We start from the raw sequence: 15235 nt of genomic DNA on the forward strand, positions 1-15235 counted from the left end.
GCGCCGCCGCCGCGGCTCCGCCCGCCCTTCACCGGAAGACGCTCATGCGCATGCCGCGCCGGCCCCTGCCCGTCGCCCTCCTCGCCCTGGCCCCGCTCGCGCACGCCCAGCAGCTGCCCGACCCGGAAACCCCGGAGGCCTGCACGGCCATCACCGTCGATGCCGACCGCCTCGCCTGCTACGACCAGGCGCTGGGCCGCCCCGACCCGCGCCTCCAGACCTCCCGCCGCAGCGCACCGCCGCTCGACCGCGACACCCTGTTCGCGGTGCGTCCCCGCGCCGAGGTCGCCGCCGCCGCCCGGGGCTCGCGCCTGGACAGCCGCTGGGAGCTCGAACCGGAGTCCAGGCTCGGCATCTTCAACTTCCGCGCCCACCGCCCGGTGTACCTGCTGCCGGTGTTCTGGAGCAGCGCCACCAATGCCGCGCCCGACAGCCCGAACCCGCGCAACCGGGTGATGGAGCCGATGGACCTCGACGCCCTGGAGACCAAGTTCCAGGTCAGCTTCAAGACCAAGGCCTGGCAGGGCGTGTTCGGCGGCGTGGGCGACCTCTGGCTGGCCTACACCCAGAGCTCCCGCTGGCAGGTCTTCAACACCGACGCCTCCCGCCCGTTCCGCGAGACGAACTACGAGCCGGAGGCGATCCTCGCCTTCCGCACCAGCTACAACCTGCTCGGCTGGCACGGGCAGATGCTGGGCCTGGGCATCAACCACCAGTCCAACGGGCGCAGCGACCCGTTCTCGCGCAGCTGGAACCGGGTGATCCTGCACGCCGGCTTCGAGCGCGGCGACTGGACGGTGACCCCGCGGCTGTGGAGCCGCGTCAGCGAGTCGAGCTTCGAGGACGACGACAACCCGGACATCGCCGACTACGTCGGCCGCGGCGAGCTGCAGATCGTCCGCCAGCTCGGCGACCAGGAACTGGCCCTGCTGCTGCGGCACACCCTCAAGGGCGGCGATGCGTCGCGTGGCGCGGTGCAGCTGGAGTGGACCTACCCGATCAGGGGCTCCCTCCACGGCTACCTGCAGGTCTTCCACGGCTACGGGGAAAGCCTGATCGACTACAACCACAAGGCGACCTACGTCGGCCTGGGCGTCTCCCTGCTCGAGTGGTACTGACGGGCGGCGGCGGAATCCGCCTGCGCGGGGGAGGCGCCGACACGAAGAAGCCCCGCAGGGCGGGGCTTCTCCAGGATCGCGCGGGCGGCGGGTTTCCTCAGTCGCCCATCTGGCGCTGGAGGTGTTCCCAGCGCTCCTGCGCGTCGATCGTGCGTTCCGCGGTCAGGCGCGCCTCGAGCCGCTCCAGGCCGATCTCCTCGCCGGTGTCCACGCAGTAGCCGTAGCTGCCGTCGTCGACGCGGCGCAGGGTGCTGTCGATCTTGTTGATCAGCTTGCGGTAGCGGTCGCGGGTGCGCAGCTCGAGCGAGTTCTCGGTCTCGCGCGTGGCCCGCTCGGCCTCGTCGCCGACGTCGCGCACTTCTTCCTTGAGGTTCTCGATGGTCTGCTTGGACTCCTCGACGAGGTCGTCGCGCCACTTGAGCAGACGCTGGCGGAAATACTCCAGCTGCATCGGATTCATGTACTCCTCGTCGGGCGACGGCCTGTAGCCCGGAGGAAGGGTCACGCGCTGGTTGTTCGCGGCCGCGGGACGGAGGGTCACCGGCTCGCGCTGCGAGGCGGGCGCTGCGGCGCGGGCGCGGGCGCCCTTGGCCTCGGCCTTCGCCGGGGCGGTCTTGGCGGGAGCGGCCTTCTTGCCGCTGTCCTTGGTCGTGCTTGCTGCGGTCTTGCTCACTGCGTTCTTCCCTGCGGCGGCCGGAGCCGCCGCCTTCTTGGCGGGCGCCTTCGCCGGCGTGGGAGCCGGTTTGGCGACCGTCTTGCCTGCGGCCTTCCTGGCGGGCGCCGCCTTCTTCGGGGCGGGCTTCTTCGCCGTCGTGGCCGCTGGCTTCGTGGATGTCTTTGCCGGTGCCGCGCTCTTCTTCGGCGTCGTCTTCGCGGCGGCTGGCTTGGCGGTTTTCGTTGCGCTCTTCTTGACGGCCACGTCGGGCGTTCCTCGGCTGTGTGGTGATCGACCCTCCGGCCCGCCCGACACGCATGTCGCGCGGCATGCAGCGGTTGCTGCGGCCGCGACGGTCCTTACTGTCGTACCCCGCGTCGCCTTGAGGCGCAGCGGCGGCGTGTTATAGCCTAGTGACTCCGCAGCGGCAACCGCTTTCCGCCGAGTCTTGCCCGCGCTTCCGCGTGTTCCCGTGAAGTCCCTCCTCGTCGTCTTCCTGCGCGGCTACAAACTGCTGATCAGTCCTCTGCTCGGCACCCGCTGCCGGTTCTATCCCAGCTGCTCCGACTACGCCCGCGAGGCGATCGAGACGCATGGTGCGGTACGCGGCGTCGCGCTCGCGGCAAGACGGCTGGCGCGCTGCCACCCGCTGCACCCGGGCGGCTTCGACCCGGTGCCGGGCACCGAATCCCGCTACCCCGACCTCGACACCCCCGGCGAACGCGACCGCGCCGCCCCCAGAGAAGAAAGAAGGAAGTGCGCATGCAGCGACTGATCGTCAACGCCCGGCTGGTCAACGAGGGGCGCGAGTTCGAGGGCGACCTGCGCATCCGCGACGGGCGCATCGAGGCCATCGGCAGCGGCCTGTCCGCGCGCGAGGGCGAGACCGTGACGGACGCGGCCGGCGCCTGGCTGCTGCCCGGCATGATCGACGACCAGGTGCACTTCCGCGAGCCGGGCCTCACCGCCAAGGGCGACATCGCCAGCGAGTCCGCGGCGGCCGTGGCCGGCGGCCTGACCAGCTTCATGGACATGCCGAACACGCGCCCGCCGACCCTCGACGCGCAGGCGCTGGCGGACAAGTACGCCATGGCGGCCGGCCGCGCCTGGGGCAACTACGGCTTCTACCTCGGCGCGAGCAACGACAACCTCGACGCGGTCCGCACGCTCGACCCGAAGACCGCGCCGGGCATCAAGGTGTTCATGGGCGCATCCACCGGCAACATGCTGGTGGACGACCCGGAGGTGCTCGACGGCATCTTCCGCGAGGCGCCGACCCCGATCATCACCCACTGCGAGGACACGCCGACCATCGACGCCCTGCAGGCGGAGTACGTGGCCCGCTACGGGGAGGACATCCCGCCCGAGTGCCATCCCGACATCCGTTCGCGCGAGGCCTGCCTGAAGTCGACGGAACTGGCCATCGCCCTGGCGCGCCGGCACGGCACCCGCCTGCACGTGCTGCACATCTCCACGGCGGACGAGCTGCGGCTGTTCGAGGCAGGGCCCATCGAGGGCAAGCGCATCACCGCCGAGACCTGCGTGCACTTCCTGCACTTCGCGCGGCCGGACTACGCGCGCCTGGGCCACCAGATCAAGTGCAACCCGGCGATCAAGGACGAGGCCGACCGCGAGGCGCTCATCCGCGCGGTGGCGGAGGACGTGATCGACGTGCTCGCCACCGACCACGCGCCGCACACCTGGGACGAGAAGCAGAACCCCTACACGCGCGCGCCGTCCGGGCTGCCGCTGGTGCAGTACGCCCTGGTCTCGGCGCTGGAGCACGTGCATGCCGGACGCTTCGACGTGGCGCGCGTGGTGCACAAGTTCGCGCATGCGCCGGCGCTCCTGTTCGACGTGGCCGAGCGCGGCTTCCTGCGCGAGGGCTACTGGGCCGACCTCGTGCTGGTGCGCCAGGACGACCCCTTCACCGTGCGCCGCGAGGACGTGCTCTCCAAGTGCGGCTGGTCGCCCTTCGAGGGCACCACCTTCCGCTCGCGCGTCGCCGCGACCTTCGTCAACGGCGAGCTGGCCTGGGACGGCAGCGGCCTGGTGGGGGCGCCGCGCGGGCAGCGGCTGACCTTCGCGCGATGAGCCGGCTGCTGCTGATCTGCGCGCTGGCCCTCGCCGGCACGGCCGCGGCGCCCGTGGCGCCCGCGCGGGCCGAGGCGGCGGCACGGACCGGGGCGGTCACCTTCCCCGCGACGGCCTCGCAGGGCGCGCTGGTGTTCGGCCGCGTGCCCCAGGGCAGCCGCGTCGAGCACGCCGGGCGGAGCCTCCGCGTCAGCCCCTGGGGCACGGTGGTGTTCGGGATCGGTCGCGACGCCAGCGGGCACGTGGAGGTCCGCGTGACGCCGCCCACAGGCACGAGCGAGACCGTGCGCATCGCCATCGCGCCCCGCGACTGGCCCGTGCAGCGGGTGGACGGCGTGCCGCCGGCGACGGTCGAGCCGCCGCCGGCCATCGCCGAGCGGATCCGCCGCGAGCAGGCACGCGTCGCCGCGGCGCGCACGCGCGACGACGACCGCACCGACTTCGCGCGGCCCTTCATCTGGCCGGTGGAAGGCCGGATCAGCGGGCGCTTCGGCAACCAGCGCGTCTACAACGGCAGGCCGGGCTCGCCGCACTCGGGAATGGACATCGCAGCGCCCACCGGCACCCCGGTGAAGGCGCCGGCGGCGGGCATCGTCACCTTCGCCGACCCCGACCTCTACCTCACCGGCGGCACCGTGGTCATCGACCACGGCTTCGGCGTGAGCTCCAACTTCCTGCACCTCTCGCGCATCGACGTCGCCATGGGCGACCGGGTCGAGCAGGGGCAGGTCTTCGGCGCGGTCGGCGCGACCGGGCGGGCCACCGGGCCGCACCTGCACTGGGGCATGAACTGGTTCGACGTGCGCGTCGATCCGCTGCTGGTCCTGGAGCGGACCGGGAACTGAGCCGCCGGCCGCCTCAGCGCGCCCCGGCGCGCGCGGCGCGCCAGCTGCGCAGCAGGGCCGCCAGCGGGTGCGCCGGCGCATCCGCGCGCCCGGCAGCCGCACGGCGCAGGCGGCCGCGATCCGCCGCGGCGCGCAGCCTGCGGTAGAGCGGCGCCTGCGGCAGGCGTGCAGGCAGGGCCTCGATCAGCTCTCCGGCCCAGTCGCGGCGCGCGGGCGCCCCGCCCTCCTCCGCCAGCTGCGCGCCGGTGAGGCCGTGGCGCGCCTGCAGATGCATCGGGATCCGCCCGCGGTCCTCGCTGCCGACGCCCACCAGCAGGCGCTGCGCCAGAAGGTGTGTGGCGACCGCATCGCGTGCGTCCGCGTCCGCGGCAGCGCCGCCGAACAGGACGGCCTCGGCATCCGCCAGCGCCGCGGCGAGCGCCTGCACGTCGGCGAACGCGGCCTCGCGCCCGGCAGGACGCGCATCGACCTGCACGGTCTCGATCAGCGCGCCGGCCAGCGGCGCCCACGGCACCCCGCCCGCCTCGGCCAGGGCCTGGGTGACCGGATGGCGTGGGCGCGCCTGCGCCAGCGCGAGCAGCTCCTCGGCCCACCAGCCGCTCTTGGCCATGGCGACGTTGGGGTCGCTGAGTTCGAAGACCGCCTCACGCAGTTCGTGCTGGAGCGCGCCCCAGGCGCGGAAGACGGTGCGCTGCGGCGGCGGGCAGAACACCTCGCCCACGCGCATCTCGGGCTCGCGCGCGTGCCACTTCGCCACGAAGCCCGCGAAGGCCTGCTCGCCTGCGGCGCTCACGCCGGCACCGCCGCCGCGAGCAGCGCGTCGTCGAGCGCGAACGGGTCCTGCGCGTAGCGGTCGGCCTGCCACAGGACCGGGTCCTCGTCGGCGTCGCGGTAGCCCCACAGCGCGGCCACCGAAGGCATGCCCGCGGCGCGTGCGGCCAGGACGTCGCGCGCGTCGTCGCCGACGTAGACGCAGTCGCCCGGCGCCGCGCCGGCGAGCCGCGCCGCATGCAGGAGCGGCGCAGGATCGGGCTTGCGCACCGGCAGCGTGTCGCCGCCGACCAGGACCGCGCAGCGGGCGCTCCAGCCGATGCGCGCGACGAGGGCGCGCGCCAGTCCCTCGGGCTTGTTGGTCACGATGCCCCAGCGACTGCCGGCCCTGTCGATGCGCGCCAGCGCCGCCTCCATGCCCGGATACGGCCGGGTGCCCGACGCGATGTCGGCGGCGTAGTGGGCCAGGAAGGGGGGAATCAGCGCGTCGCGCGCGGCCTCGTCCAGGTCCGGAAGCGCCGTCGCGAGCAGTGCGCGGCCGCCCTTGGAGACCCGCGGGCGCAGCAGCGACTCGGGCACCGCCGGTCGCCCCAGGTCGGCGAGCACCCGGTTCACCGCCGCGGCCAGGTCGGGCGCGGTGTCGAGCAGGGTGCCGTCGAGATCGAACAGCACCAGCGGTGCGATGCGCGGGCTCATGCCGGCCTGTGCGCGGCCGCCATGTAGTTGACCGCGGTCAGCGAGGACAGCGAGGCACGGCGACGCACCGGGTCGTAGAGCACGCCGGTAACGTCGTCGGCCTGCAGGCCCGCGGCGCGGATCCAGGCCGCCAGCTCGCTCGGGCGGACGAACTGCGCGTAGCGGTGGGTGCCGCGCGGCAGCAGCCGCGCGACGTACTCGGCGCCCACGATGGCGAGGGCGAAGGCCGCGGGCGTGCGGTTGATGGTGGACATCACCAGCGTCCCGCCCGGCCGCAGCAGGCGCGCGCAGGCGGCGACGACCGACCCGGGATCGGGCACGTGCTCGATCATCTCCATGCAGCAGACGACGTCGAAGGTGCCCGGGCGCTCCTCGGCCAGCTGTTCCACCGAGGTCAGCAGGTACTCGACCTGCAGGTCCGGCTGCGTCTGGCGCGCCTCCAGCAGGTGCAGGCGGGCGACGTCGATCAGTTCGGGGGCGAGGTCGAGCGCGGTGACGCGCGCACCGGCACGCGCCAGCGCCTCGGAGAGCAGGCCGCCGCCGCAACCGACGTCGAGCACCGCCCTGCCCTCGACCGGCGCCTGCGCGCGGATGTAGTCCAGCCGCAGCGGATTGAGCACGTGCAGCGGCTGCTGCGGCCCCTCGGGATCCCACCAGCGGCTGGCGAGTTCGGCGAAACGGTCGAGTTCGGCCTGGTCCGCGTTGCGCAGGGCCGGCAGGGGTGCCTGTCGGGTCTCCATCATGCCGTCTCCGTGCCGGCGCCGCGGCGGATGCCGGCGATGCGTGCGCCCCATTCCCACGCCGAGGCCAGCAGCGCCGCCGTGTCCATGTCGGTGAGGCGGCCGTCCTCGAGCCGGCGCCGGCCGTCCACCCACACGTCGCTGACCTGGTGGCGCCCGGTCGCGTAGACCAGCTGCGAGACGACGTTGTAGAGCGGCATGGTCTCGATGGTGTCCATGCGCACCAGGGCGAGGTCGGCGCGCTTGCCCGGCTCGATCGAGCCGATGCGGGCGTCCAGCCCCATCGCGCGCGCGCCGCCCAGGGTCGCCATGCGCAGGGTGGTCGCCGCGTCCAGCGCGGCCGCATCGCCCGCCACGGCCTTCGCCAGCAGGGCGGCGGTGCGCATCTCCCCGAACATGTCGAGGTCGTTGTTGCTCGCAGGGCCGTCGGTGCCGAGCGCCAGGTTCACCCCGGCGCGGCGCAGCGCCTCGACCGGGCAGAAGCCCGAGGCGAGCTTGAGGTTGGATTCCGGGCAGTGCACCACCGACACCCCGCGCTCGGCGGTGAGCGCGATCTCCGCGTCGGTGAGCTGGGTCATGTGCACGGCGATCAGGCGGTCGGTATAGACCCCGAGGCGGTCGAGCCGCGCGATCTCGCGGCTGCCGTGGCGGGCGAGCGCGTCGGCGACCTCGGTCGCGGTCTCGTGCACGTGCAGGTGGATCTGGATGTCGAGCTGGTCGGCCAGCACGCGGATCCGCTCGAAGGCCGAATCGGCGACGCTGTACGGCGCGTGCGGCACGAAGGCGGTATCGACCAGCGCGTCGGCGCGCACGTTGTCGTGCACCTCCAGCGCCTTGGCGAAGTACTCGTCCTGCGATGCGGCCCAGGCCGTGGGGAAGTCGATCACGGGCAGGCCGACGACCGCGCGGAAGCCGTGGCGCGCATAGGTCGCCGCGGCGACGTCGGGGAAGAAGTAGTTCTCGTTGCAGCAGGTGGTGCCGCCGCGCAGCATCTCGGCGATGGCGATCGCGATGCCGTCGCCGACGAACTCCGGCCCGATCACCTGCCCTTCCACCGGCCAGATGTGCTCCTTGAGCCACACCATCAGCGGCAGGTCGTCGGCGACCCCGCGCAGCAGGGTCATCGGATTGTGGACGTGGGCGTTGACCAGGCCAGGGACAAGCGCGGAGCCCGGCCGCGAGACCCGCTCGGCCGGCGCGTAGCGCTGCCTCGCCTCGGCGACGGGCAGCACCGCGAGTATGGCGCCGTCGCGCACGGCCACCGCGTGGTCTTCCAGCACGACGGCGTGCGGTTCGACCGGGACCACCCAGCCCGCCTCGATCAGCAGGTCGCAGGTCTCGGGCGGTGCGGCGGGGTGGCTCATCGTGTGCCTCGTCTGGTGGCTGGCTGCCGGTACGACCGCCGGGCGGCGGGCGCCGGCGCCGGACGGTGCTGCTGCGGCCTGCCGGCCGGCTCGGCCGGACAGGCGGCTCCGCGGACGGGGCCGCGGAGCGCGGGGATCACTTCACGCGGCTGACGTACTCGCCGCTGCGGGTATCGACCCGGATCACCTCGTCCTGGCCGACGAACAGGGGCACGCGCACGACGGCGCCGGTCTCGAGCTTGGCCGGCTTGCCGCCGCCGCCCGAGGTGTCGCCGCGGACGCCGGGGTCGGTCTCGACGATCTTGAGCTCGACGAAGTTCGGCGGCTGCACGGTGATCGGGGTGCCGTTCCAGAGGGTCACCACGCAGTCCTCCTCGCCCTTGAGCCACTTCTTCGCGTCGCCGACGCCGGCCTCGTCGGCCTGCACCTGCTCGAAGCTCTCGGGGTTCATGAAGTGCCAGAACTCGCCGTCCGAGTAGAGGAACTGCATGTCGGTGTCGACCACGTCGGCGGCCTCGAGCGAGTCGGTGGCCTTCATGGTCAGCTCGACCACGCGGCCGGACTTGATGTTGCGGTACTTGACGCGGGTGAAGGCTTGGCCCTTGCCCGGCTTCACGTACTCGGTATCGGTGATGACGCAGGGCTCGTTGTTGACCAGGATCTTCATCCCGTTCTTGACATCGTTCATGCCGTAACTGGCCATGCGTGACTCGCTCCGTAAGGTTGTGACCGCCCGCGGCGGATAGACTGTGCGGCTGCAGGACCAGCCGAAGAAAGAATTGCCCATGATAACCGCGAACCCCAGCGTCTGCCCTCCCGCTTCCGCGTCTGCGGACGGCGGCGGCGCGGTGCCGGCGCTGGCCCGGGGCGGCGGCTGGCAGGCGCTCTGGCGCGATGCGGTGCGCGACCCGCGCGAACTCCTCCGCCAGCTGGGGCTGGCCGCGCTCGCCGACCGGATCTCGGACGCCGCGGCGGCGCAGTTCCCGCTGCGCGTGCCGGCCGGCTTCGTCGCGCGGATGCGCCACGGCGACCCCGACGATCCGCTGCTGCGGCAGGTCCTCCCCGTGATCGACGAAGAACGCGTGGTGCCCGGCTTCGCCTTCGACGCCGTGGGCGATGCCGCCGCGCGCAGCGCCACCGGCGTGCTCCACAAGTACGCGGGACGCGCACTGCTGGTGGCCACCGGCAGCTGCGCCGTGCACTGCCGCTACTGCTTCCGGCGCCACTTCGACTACGCCAGCGACACGGCCGCGGCCGGCGGCTGGCGCGAGGCGATCGACTACATCGCCGCGGACCCGAGCATCGAGGAAGTGCTGCTCTCCGGCGGCGACCCGCTTTCGCTGGCGACGCACAAGCTGGCGGAGCTGACCGGGGCGCTGGCCGGCATCCCTCACCTGCGGCGCCTGCGCCTGCACACGCGCCTGCCGGTCGTGCTGCCGGAGCGCATCGACGAGGCGTTCTGCGCCTGGCTGGGCGCCCTGCCCTGGCCGACGGTCACGGTGCTGCACGCCAACCACGCCAACGAGATCGATGCCGGCGTCGCCGCCGCGGTCGCGCGGCTGCGGGAGGCCGGGAGCGTCGTGCTCAACCAGGCGGTCCTGCTGCGCGGGGTCAACGACGACGTCGACAGCCTCGCCGCGCTCTCCACCCGGGGCTTCGAGGCGGGGATCCTGCCCTACTACCTGCACCAGCTGGACCGCGTCGCCGGCGCCGCGCACTTCGAGGTCGAGGAGGCGCGCGCCCGCGCCCTGCACGGCGCGCTGGCCGCGCGGCTTCCCGGCTACCTGGTGCCGCGGCTGGTCCGCGAGGTCGCCGGCGACCCGGGCAAGCGACCGCTCTGACGCGCCCCGCTGGCCGCGCCCGGAACGATCGTGTAGAACGGCGACCCGCGATTCGAGCTTCCCCTCATCGCCGGCACGCCCGCCGGCAGCAGCCCAAATGGAACCGGCATGCCGCAGACAGACACCGTGATCCGCCTGCTCTTCGTCGAGGACAGGCTGGAGGATGCGGAACAGTTCATCAGCCTCCTGCGCAACGGCGGCATCGCCGTCCGCCCGATGCGTCCGGAGTCGGTCGAGGAGCTGGCGCGGCAACTCAACGAACTCCCCGTCGACCTCGTGCTCGCGTGCCGCGACGCGGTCCAGATCCCGTTCGCGAGCGTGGTCCAGGTGGTCAACGCCAGCGGCAAGGACGTGCCGGTGCTCGCGAGCGTGGACCGGCTGGACGAGACGGTCCTGATCGACGCCCTCGGGGCCGGCGCCCGCAGCGTGGCCCTGCGCGGCAACCCGGAGCAGTTGCTCCAGGTGGTGCGCCAGACCTTCGACGACCTCGTCCTGCGCCGCTCGGTGCGCCGGCTGGAGGCCGCGCTGCGCGAGAGCGAGCGCCGCTGCGATGCGCTGATCGCCTCCTCGCGCGACCCCATCGCCTACGTGCACGAGGGCATGCACATCCGCGCCAACGAGGCCTACCTCGAGATGTTCGGCTACGTCGACTTCGAGGAGATCGAGGGCCTGCCGCTGCTGGACGCGATCGCCCCCTCGCACGCCGAGGAATTCAAGCAGCTGCTCAAGCAGCTCTCGCGCGGCGAGACCCCGCCGCGCAGCGTCGAGCTGGTCGCGCAGCGGGCCGACGGCAGCAGCTTCGACGCGATCATCGAGTTCGCCCAGGCGACCTACGAGGGCGAGTCCTGCCTGCAGATCGTGTTCCGCCAGCAGACGGTGGACCCCGACGTGGCGCGCGAGCTCGATGCGCTGCGCCAGCGCGACCAGGTCACCGACCTGTTCAACCGCAGCCACTTCCTCTCCGTGCTCGAGGACGCCGTCGCGGCCGCGGCCGCGGGGCGCGGCGACCAGGCGCTGCTGCTGGTCGAGCCCGATCACTACGCCACCGCCCTGTCGGACATCGGCCTCGCCCACGCCGACACCCTGCTCGCGGCACTGGCCGAGCGGCTGCGCACGGTGCTGCGCGAGCAGGACGTGGCCGCCCGCTTCACCGACCACGGCTTCGCGGTGCTGTGCACGCGCTGCGACCACAGCGAGAGCGCACGGCTGGCGGAACTGGTCCGCAGCGCGTTCGAAGGCCACATCGTCGAGGCCGGCAACCGCTCGCTGACCCTCACCGTCAGCGTCGGCGGCGTCCAGATCAGCGAACGCATCGCGACCGTGCAGCAGGTGCTCGCCAAGGCCACCCAGTCCGTGCAGGGCGCCATGGCCGCCGGCGGCAACCGCGTCGAGATCTACGACCCGGGCGCGGTCGACCGCGCGGAGGAAGAGCGCGTGCGCGCCTGGGTGGAACGCCTCCGCAAGGCGCTGGTCGAGGAGGGCTTCGTCCTGCACTACCAGCCGATCATCAGCCTGACCGGCGAGCCGGGCGAGAACTACGAGGTGCTGCTGCGCCTGCTCTCGCACGGCAACGAGCTGATCCAGCCCGGCACCTTCCTCGGCATCGCGGAGGAGCACGGCCTGCTGGAGCAGATCGACCGCTGGGTGATCGAGCATGCGATCGCCGCCGCGGCCGAACTCAAGGGCCGCGACCGCAGGCCGACGCTGTTCGTGAAGGTCACGCAGGCGTCGATCCACGACCCGAAGCTGCCCGCCTTCATCGGCGAGACGCTCGCGCGGCACGGCGTGGAAGGCGGCCAGCTCGTCTTCGAGATCCCCGAGGCCAAGGCCTTCACCTCGCTGCGCGCGACCCAGGACTTCCAGGCCGGCCTGAAGGGGCTGGGCTGCGGGCTCGCCCTGGAGCAGTTCGGTGCGGGGCTGAACTCCTTCCACCTCCTCAACCACCTGGACCCGGGCTTCCTCAAGATCGACCGCAGCTTCGTGCAGGACCTGCCGAAGAACGCCGAGAACCAGGCCAAGCTCCGCGAGATCGCGGACCGCGCGCATGAGGCGGGCAAGCTTGCCGTGGCGGAGTTCGTCGAGGACGCGGCCTGCATGGCGGCGCTGTTCTCGACCGGCATCGACTACGTCGAAGGCCACTTCCTCGCACCGGCCGGGCCGGTGATGAACTACGACTTCGGCTGAGCGCGGGGCGACGGCCCGGGCGCAGCGCGGAAAAGAAGAAGGGGCGGCCCCGTGGAGCCGCCCCTTCCGCGTTCCGGCGTATGCCGCCGCCGTCAGCTGATCACGCCCTGGCGCACCGCATCGGTGTCCAGCGGCGCGTTCTTCAGCGCAGCGATGCGCTCCGCCAGCGGCGGGTGGCTCATCAGCAGGCGCTTCATGCCGTGGCTGACCGCGCCCGAGATGCCGAAGGCCTGGATCTGGTTCGGCAGCGTGCTCTGGCCGTGGTTCTGCGCCAGCCGCTCGAGGGCGGCGATCATCTTGTGGCGCCCGGCGAGCTGGGCCGCACCGGCATCGGCGCGGAACTCGCGGTGGCGGCTGAACCACATCGCGATCATCGAGGCGAACAGGCCGAAGATCATGTCCAGCACGAGCACGATGATGAAGTAGAAGAAGCTCGGGCCGCCGTCGCGGTTGCCGCTCAGCGCCGAGTCGATGACGCGGCCGACGATGCGCGCGAGGAAGATGACGAAGGTGTTGAGCACGCCCTGGATCAGCGCCATGGTCACCATGTCGCCGTTGGCGACGTGGCTGACCTCGTGCGCCATCACCGCCTCGGCCTCGTCGCGGCTCATCGAGCGCAGCAGCCCGGTGGAGACCGCGACCAGCGCGTTGTTGCGGTTCATGCCGGTGGCGAAGGCGTTGATCTCCGGTGCGTCGTAGATGGCGACCTCGGGCATGCCGATGCCGGCCATCTCGGCCTGGCGGCGGACCGTCTCCACCAGCCAGCGCTCGACCTCGGTGCGCGGCTCGGTGATGACCTGGGCGCCGGTGGCGCGCTTGGCCGACCACTTCGAGAGCGCCAGCGAGATGAAGGCGCCGCCGAAGCCGAACAGCGCGGCGAAGAGCAGCAGGCCGCTGTTGCCGGCGAAGCTGACACCGAACACGCCCTGCAGAACGGCCATGACGATGCTGAGCAAGGCCAGCACCGCCAGATTGGTCGCAAGGAAGAGAGCGATGCGTTTGAACATGACGATGACAACTCCTGAAGAAGCGTGATGCGGACAATCCTACGATTAGATTGGTGACCGTCCCAGGAATTCAAGATCATGTCGCGCATGATTCGGAGACCGGCATGAGCGCGAGCGCGGCACCCGGGCGGCGCTACCGCGGCCGCTTCGCGCCCTCCCCCACCGGACCGCTGCACTTCGGGTCGCTGGTGGCGGCGCTCGGCAGTTGGCTGCACGCGCGGCACCACGGCGGCACCTGGCTGGTCCGCATCGAGGACCTCGATCCGCCGCGGGAAGTTCCGGGCGCCGCGGCGCTCCAGCTGCGCACGCTCGCCGGCTTCGGCCTGGTTCCGGACGAGCCGGTGGTGCGGCAGAGCGAGCGCCATGCGCTCTACGCCGAGGCGCTCGCGCGGCTGCAGGCCCAGGGCGACGCCTTCGCCTGCGGCTGCAGTCGCAGCGCGGTCGCCGCCACCGGCGGGATCCACCGCGCCTGCGTGGCGGACGCCACGCGCGGGCGACGCGCGATCCGCCTGCGCGCCCCCGACGCGGAGATCGCCTTCGACGACGCCATCCAGGGCCGCGTCGCCCGCAACCTCCTGCGCGAGGACGGCGACGTGGTGCTGCTGCGCGCGGACGGCCACTGGGCCTACCAGCTGGCCGTCGTGGTCGACGACGGCGCCCAGGGCATCACCGACGTGGTGCGCGGCGCGGACCTGCTCGACTCGACGCCGCGCCAGATCCACCTGCAGCAGCGGCTCGGGCTGCCCGCGCCGCGCTACGCGCACCTGCCGCTGGCGGTGGACGCGGCAGGGCGCAAGCTCGGCAAGTCGCTGGCGGCGCTCCCGGTGGACGCCGCCGACCCGCTGCCCGCGCTGCGCGCCGCGTGGACCTTCCTCGGCCAGCCCCCGGCGGCCCTCGCCGGCGCGACGAGCGTCGCGCGCACCCTCGACGCGGCGCGTGCCGCCTTCGATCCGCGGCGCATCCCCGCGACCGCGGCAAGGGCGCCGGAAACGCCGACGCGGTCGCCCGGAGACGCCAAAGGCCGCTAGGATCGCAGGCCGCCGGCGACGCCGGCAGCGCAGAAACCGAGGGCCGGCCCGGACGGCCGCACAGGGAGGAACACCATGGAGTCACGCGTCGCACTCGTCACCGGCGGCACCGGCGGCATCGGCACCGCCATCTGCCGCAAGCTGGCCGGCATGGGCCACCGGGTGGTGAGCAACTACCGCGACCGTGCCCGCGCGGAAGCCTGGCAGGCCGCGCAGCGCGCCGCCGGCATCGAGGTGGAGCTGGTGCCGGGCGACGTGGCCGACCCCGCGTCGGCGGAGGCCATGGTGCGCGAGATCGAGGCGCGCGTCGGCCCGGTCGACATCCTCATCAACAACGCCGGCATCACCCGCGACACCACCTTCCACCGCATGACCGCGACGCAGTGGCGCGAGGTCATCGACACCAACCTCAATTCCTGCTTCAACGTCACCCGCCCCGTGATCGAGGGCATGCGCGCCCGCGGCTGGGGCAGGATCGTGCAGATCAGCTCGATCAACGGGCAGAAGGGCCAGTACGGGCAGGCCAACTACGCCGCGGCCAAGGCCGGCATGCACGGCTTCACCATCTCGCTGGCGCAGGAGAACGCGCGTTTCGGCATCACCGTCAACACGGTCTCCCCCGGCTACATCGCCACCGACATGGTGATGGCGGTACCGGAGGAGGTGCGGGCCAAGATCGTCGCCCAGATCCCGACCGGGCGCCTGGGCAACCCCGAGGAGATCGCCTACGCGGTGGCCTTCTTCGTACCGGACGAGGCCGGCTGGATCACCGGCACCAACCTCTCCGCAAACGGCGGACATTACATGGGTTGGTGAGGCGGCGCCTGCCCCAAGGGGCAGGTTGCGACGGGGGGAATGCTGCGCCATGCTGCGCAGCATCACCGCAACGCTG

General features: G+C 72.5%; 15 protein-coding genes. 8 read left to right on the forward strand and 7 right to left on the reverse strand.

What is annotated here, in order from left to right:
* Positions 1 to 50: 50 nt before the first annotated feature.
* Positions 51 to 1118 carry a phospholipase A gene (locus ACFO3Q_RS11900; RefSeq protein WP_377004942.1) on the forward strand — a complete coding sequence of 356 codons (1068 nt, stop codon included), beginning with the start codon at positions 51 to 53 and terminating at the stop codon, positions 1116 to 1118.
* Positions 1119 to 1215: 97 nt separating this feature from the next.
* Here ACFO3Q_RS11900 and dksA read toward each other — a convergent pair whose 3' ends face one another.
* Positions 1216 to 2088, reverse strand: coding sequence for an RNA polymerase-binding protein DksA (gene dksA, locus ACFO3Q_RS11905; protein WP_377004943.1), 873 nt, complete (start codon positions 2086 to 2088; stop codon positions 1216 to 1218).
* Positions 2089 to 2245: 157 nt separating this feature from the next.
* Between dksA and yidD the strand changes: the two genes are divergently transcribed.
* From yidD to ACFO3Q_RS11920, 3 genes are read left to right on the forward strand one after another with little or no spacing between them, the layout of a single operon-like run.
* Positions 2246 to 2548, forward strand: coding sequence for a membrane protein insertion efficiency factor YidD (yidD, locus tag ACFO3Q_RS11910; RefSeq protein ID WP_377004944.1), 303 nt, complete (start codon positions 2246 to 2248; stop codon positions 2546 to 2548).
* Complete coding sequence (locus tag ACFO3Q_RS11915) at positions 2536 to 3867, forward strand: dihydroorotase (protein WP_377004945.1); 1332 nt, start codon at positions 2536 to 2538, stop codon at positions 3865 to 3867. The genes yidD and ACFO3Q_RS11915 overlap by 13 nt, the downstream gene beginning before the upstream one ends.
* Positions 3864 to 4712, forward strand: a complete 849-nt coding sequence (locus tag ACFO3Q_RS11920) for a M23 family metallopeptidase (RefSeq protein WP_377004946.1) — start codon at positions 3864 to 3866, stop codon at positions 4710 to 4712. The genes ACFO3Q_RS11915 and ACFO3Q_RS11920 overlap by 4 nt, the downstream gene beginning before the upstream one ends.
* Before the next feature lie 13 nt (positions 4713 to 4725).
* On the opposite strand, the gene ACFO3Q_RS11925 is transcribed toward ACFO3Q_RS11920, so the two are convergent.
* The 5 genes from ACFO3Q_RS11925 to efp form a co-directional block, all read right to left on the reverse strand.
* Entirely contained in the window at positions 4726 to 5505 is a 780-nt protein-coding gene (locus ACFO3Q_RS11925; RefSeq protein WP_377004947.1) for an isoprenoid biosynthesis enzyme family protein, read from the reverse strand.
* Positions 5502 to 6179 (reverse strand): phosphoglycolate phosphatase, encoded by a 678-nt coding sequence (gene gph, locus ACFO3Q_RS11930; protein WP_377004948.1) that lies wholly within the window; start codon positions 6177 to 6179, stop codon positions 5502 to 5504. Before gph ends, ACFO3Q_RS11925 begins: the two co-directional genes overlap by 4 nt.
* Positions 6176 to 6919 (reverse strand): bifunctional 2-polyprenyl-6-hydroxyphenol methylase/3-demethylubiquinol 3-O-methyltransferase UbiG, encoded by a 744-nt coding sequence (ubiG, locus tag ACFO3Q_RS11935; RefSeq protein ID WP_377005030.1) that lies wholly within the window; start codon positions 6917 to 6919, stop codon positions 6176 to 6178. The genes gph and ubiG overlap by 4 nt, the downstream gene beginning before the upstream one ends.
* On the reverse strand, positions 6919 to 8283 hold the full coding sequence (locus tag ACFO3Q_RS11940; RefSeq protein WP_377004949.1) for a TRZ/ATZ family hydrolase: 1365 nt from the start codon (positions 8281 to 8283) through the stop codon (positions 6919 to 6921). The genes ubiG and ACFO3Q_RS11940 overlap by 1 nt, the downstream gene beginning before the upstream one ends.
* A gap of 136 nt (positions 8284 to 8419) precedes the next feature.
* Positions 8420 to 8986: an elongation factor P gene (gene efp / locus ACFO3Q_RS11945; RefSeq protein ID WP_377004950.1), complete on the reverse strand. Its 567-nt coding sequence runs from the start codon at positions 8984 to 8986 to the stop codon at positions 8420 to 8422.
* A gap of 82 nt (positions 8987 to 9068) precedes the next feature.
* Here efp and epmB point away from each other — a divergent pair, with 82 nt between their 5' ends.
* Positions 9069 to 10124 (forward strand): EF-P beta-lysylation protein EpmB, encoded by a 1056-nt coding sequence (epmB, locus tag ACFO3Q_RS11950; protein WP_377004951.1) that lies wholly within the window; start codon positions 9069 to 9071, stop codon positions 10122 to 10124.
* Between the two features lie 108 nt (positions 10125 to 10232).
* Positions 10233 to 12308, forward strand: a complete 2076-nt coding sequence (locus ACFO3Q_RS11955) for an EAL domain-containing response regulator (RefSeq protein WP_377004952.1) — start codon at positions 10233 to 10235, stop codon at positions 12306 to 12308.
* Between the two features lie 92 nt (positions 12309 to 12400).
* Here ACFO3Q_RS11955 and htpX read toward each other — a convergent pair whose 3' ends face one another.
* On the reverse strand, positions 12401 to 13315 hold the full coding sequence (htpX, locus tag ACFO3Q_RS11960) for a protease HtpX (protein ID WP_377004953.1): 915 nt from the start codon (positions 13313 to 13315) through the stop codon (positions 12401 to 12403).
* 104 nt (positions 13316 to 13419) lie between these two features.
* On the opposite strand from htpX, the gene gluQRS reads away from it, so the two are divergent.
* Both gluQRS and phbB read left to right on the forward strand, forming a co-directional pair.
* Positions 13420 to 14343 (forward strand): tRNA glutamyl-Q(34) synthetase GluQRS, encoded by a 924-nt coding sequence (gene gluQRS, locus ACFO3Q_RS11965; protein ID WP_377004954.1) that lies wholly within the window; start codon positions 13420 to 13422, stop codon positions 14341 to 14343.
* A 75-nt stretch (positions 14344 to 14418) separates the two neighbouring features.
* Positions 14419 to 15159 (forward strand): acetoacetyl-CoA reductase, encoded by a 741-nt coding sequence (gene phbB / locus ACFO3Q_RS11970; protein ID WP_377004955.1) that lies wholly within the window; start codon positions 14419 to 14421, stop codon positions 15157 to 15159.
* Positions 15160 to 15235 lie beyond the last annotated feature (76 nt).

Origin of the sequence: Coralloluteibacterium thermophilum (assembly GCF_042654365.1) — a bacterium.
Taxonomy (GTDB): Bacteria; Pseudomonadota; Gammaproteobacteria; order Xanthomonadales; family Xanthomonadaceae; genus Coralloluteibacterium; species Coralloluteibacterium thermophilum.

Coding starts and splice junctions, on each gene's coding strand:
- ACFO3Q_RS11900 (WP_377004942.1), top strand. CDS start 51: ATGCCGCGCCGGCCCCTGCCCGTCGCCCTCCTCGCCCTGGCCCCGCTC.
- ACFO3Q_RS11915 (WP_377004945.1), top strand. CDS start 2,536: ATGCAGCGACTGATCGTCAACGCCCGGCTGGTCAACGAGGGGCGCGAG.
- ACFO3Q_RS11920 (WP_377004946.1), top strand. CDS start 3,864: ATGAGCCGGCTGCTGCTGATCTGCGCGCTGGCCCTCGCCGGCACGGCC.
- gph (WP_377004948.1), bottom strand. CDS start 6,179: ATGAGCCCGCGCATCGCACCGCTGGTGCTGTTCGATCTCGACGGCACC.
- ubiG (WP_377005030.1), bottom strand. CDS start 6,919: ATGGAGACCCGACAGGCACCCCTGCCGGCCCTGCGCAACGCGGACCAG.
- ACFO3Q_RS11940 (WP_377004949.1), bottom strand. CDS start 8,283: ATGAGCCACCCCGCCGCACCGCCCGAGACCTGCGACCTGCTGATCGAG.
- efp (WP_377004950.1), bottom strand. CDS start 8,986: ATGGCCAGTTACGGCATGAACGATGTCAAGAACGGGATGAAGATCCTG.
- epmB (WP_377004951.1), top strand. CDS start 9,069: ATGATAACCGCGAACCCCAGCGTCTGCCCTCCCGCTTCCGCGTCTGCG.
- ACFO3Q_RS11955 (WP_377004952.1), top strand. CDS start 10,233: ATGCCGCAGACAGACACCGTGATCCGCCTGCTCTTCGTCGAGGACAGG.
- htpX (WP_377004953.1), bottom strand. CDS start 13,315: ATGTTCAAACGCATCGCTCTCTTCCTTGCGACCAATCTGGCGGTGCTG.
- gluQRS (WP_377004954.1), top strand. CDS start 13,420: ATGAGCGCGAGCGCGGCACCCGGGCGGCGCTACCGCGGCCGCTTCGCG.
- phbB (WP_377004955.1), top strand. CDS start 14,419: ATGGAGTCACGCGTCGCACTCGTCACCGGCGGCACCGGCGGCATCGGC.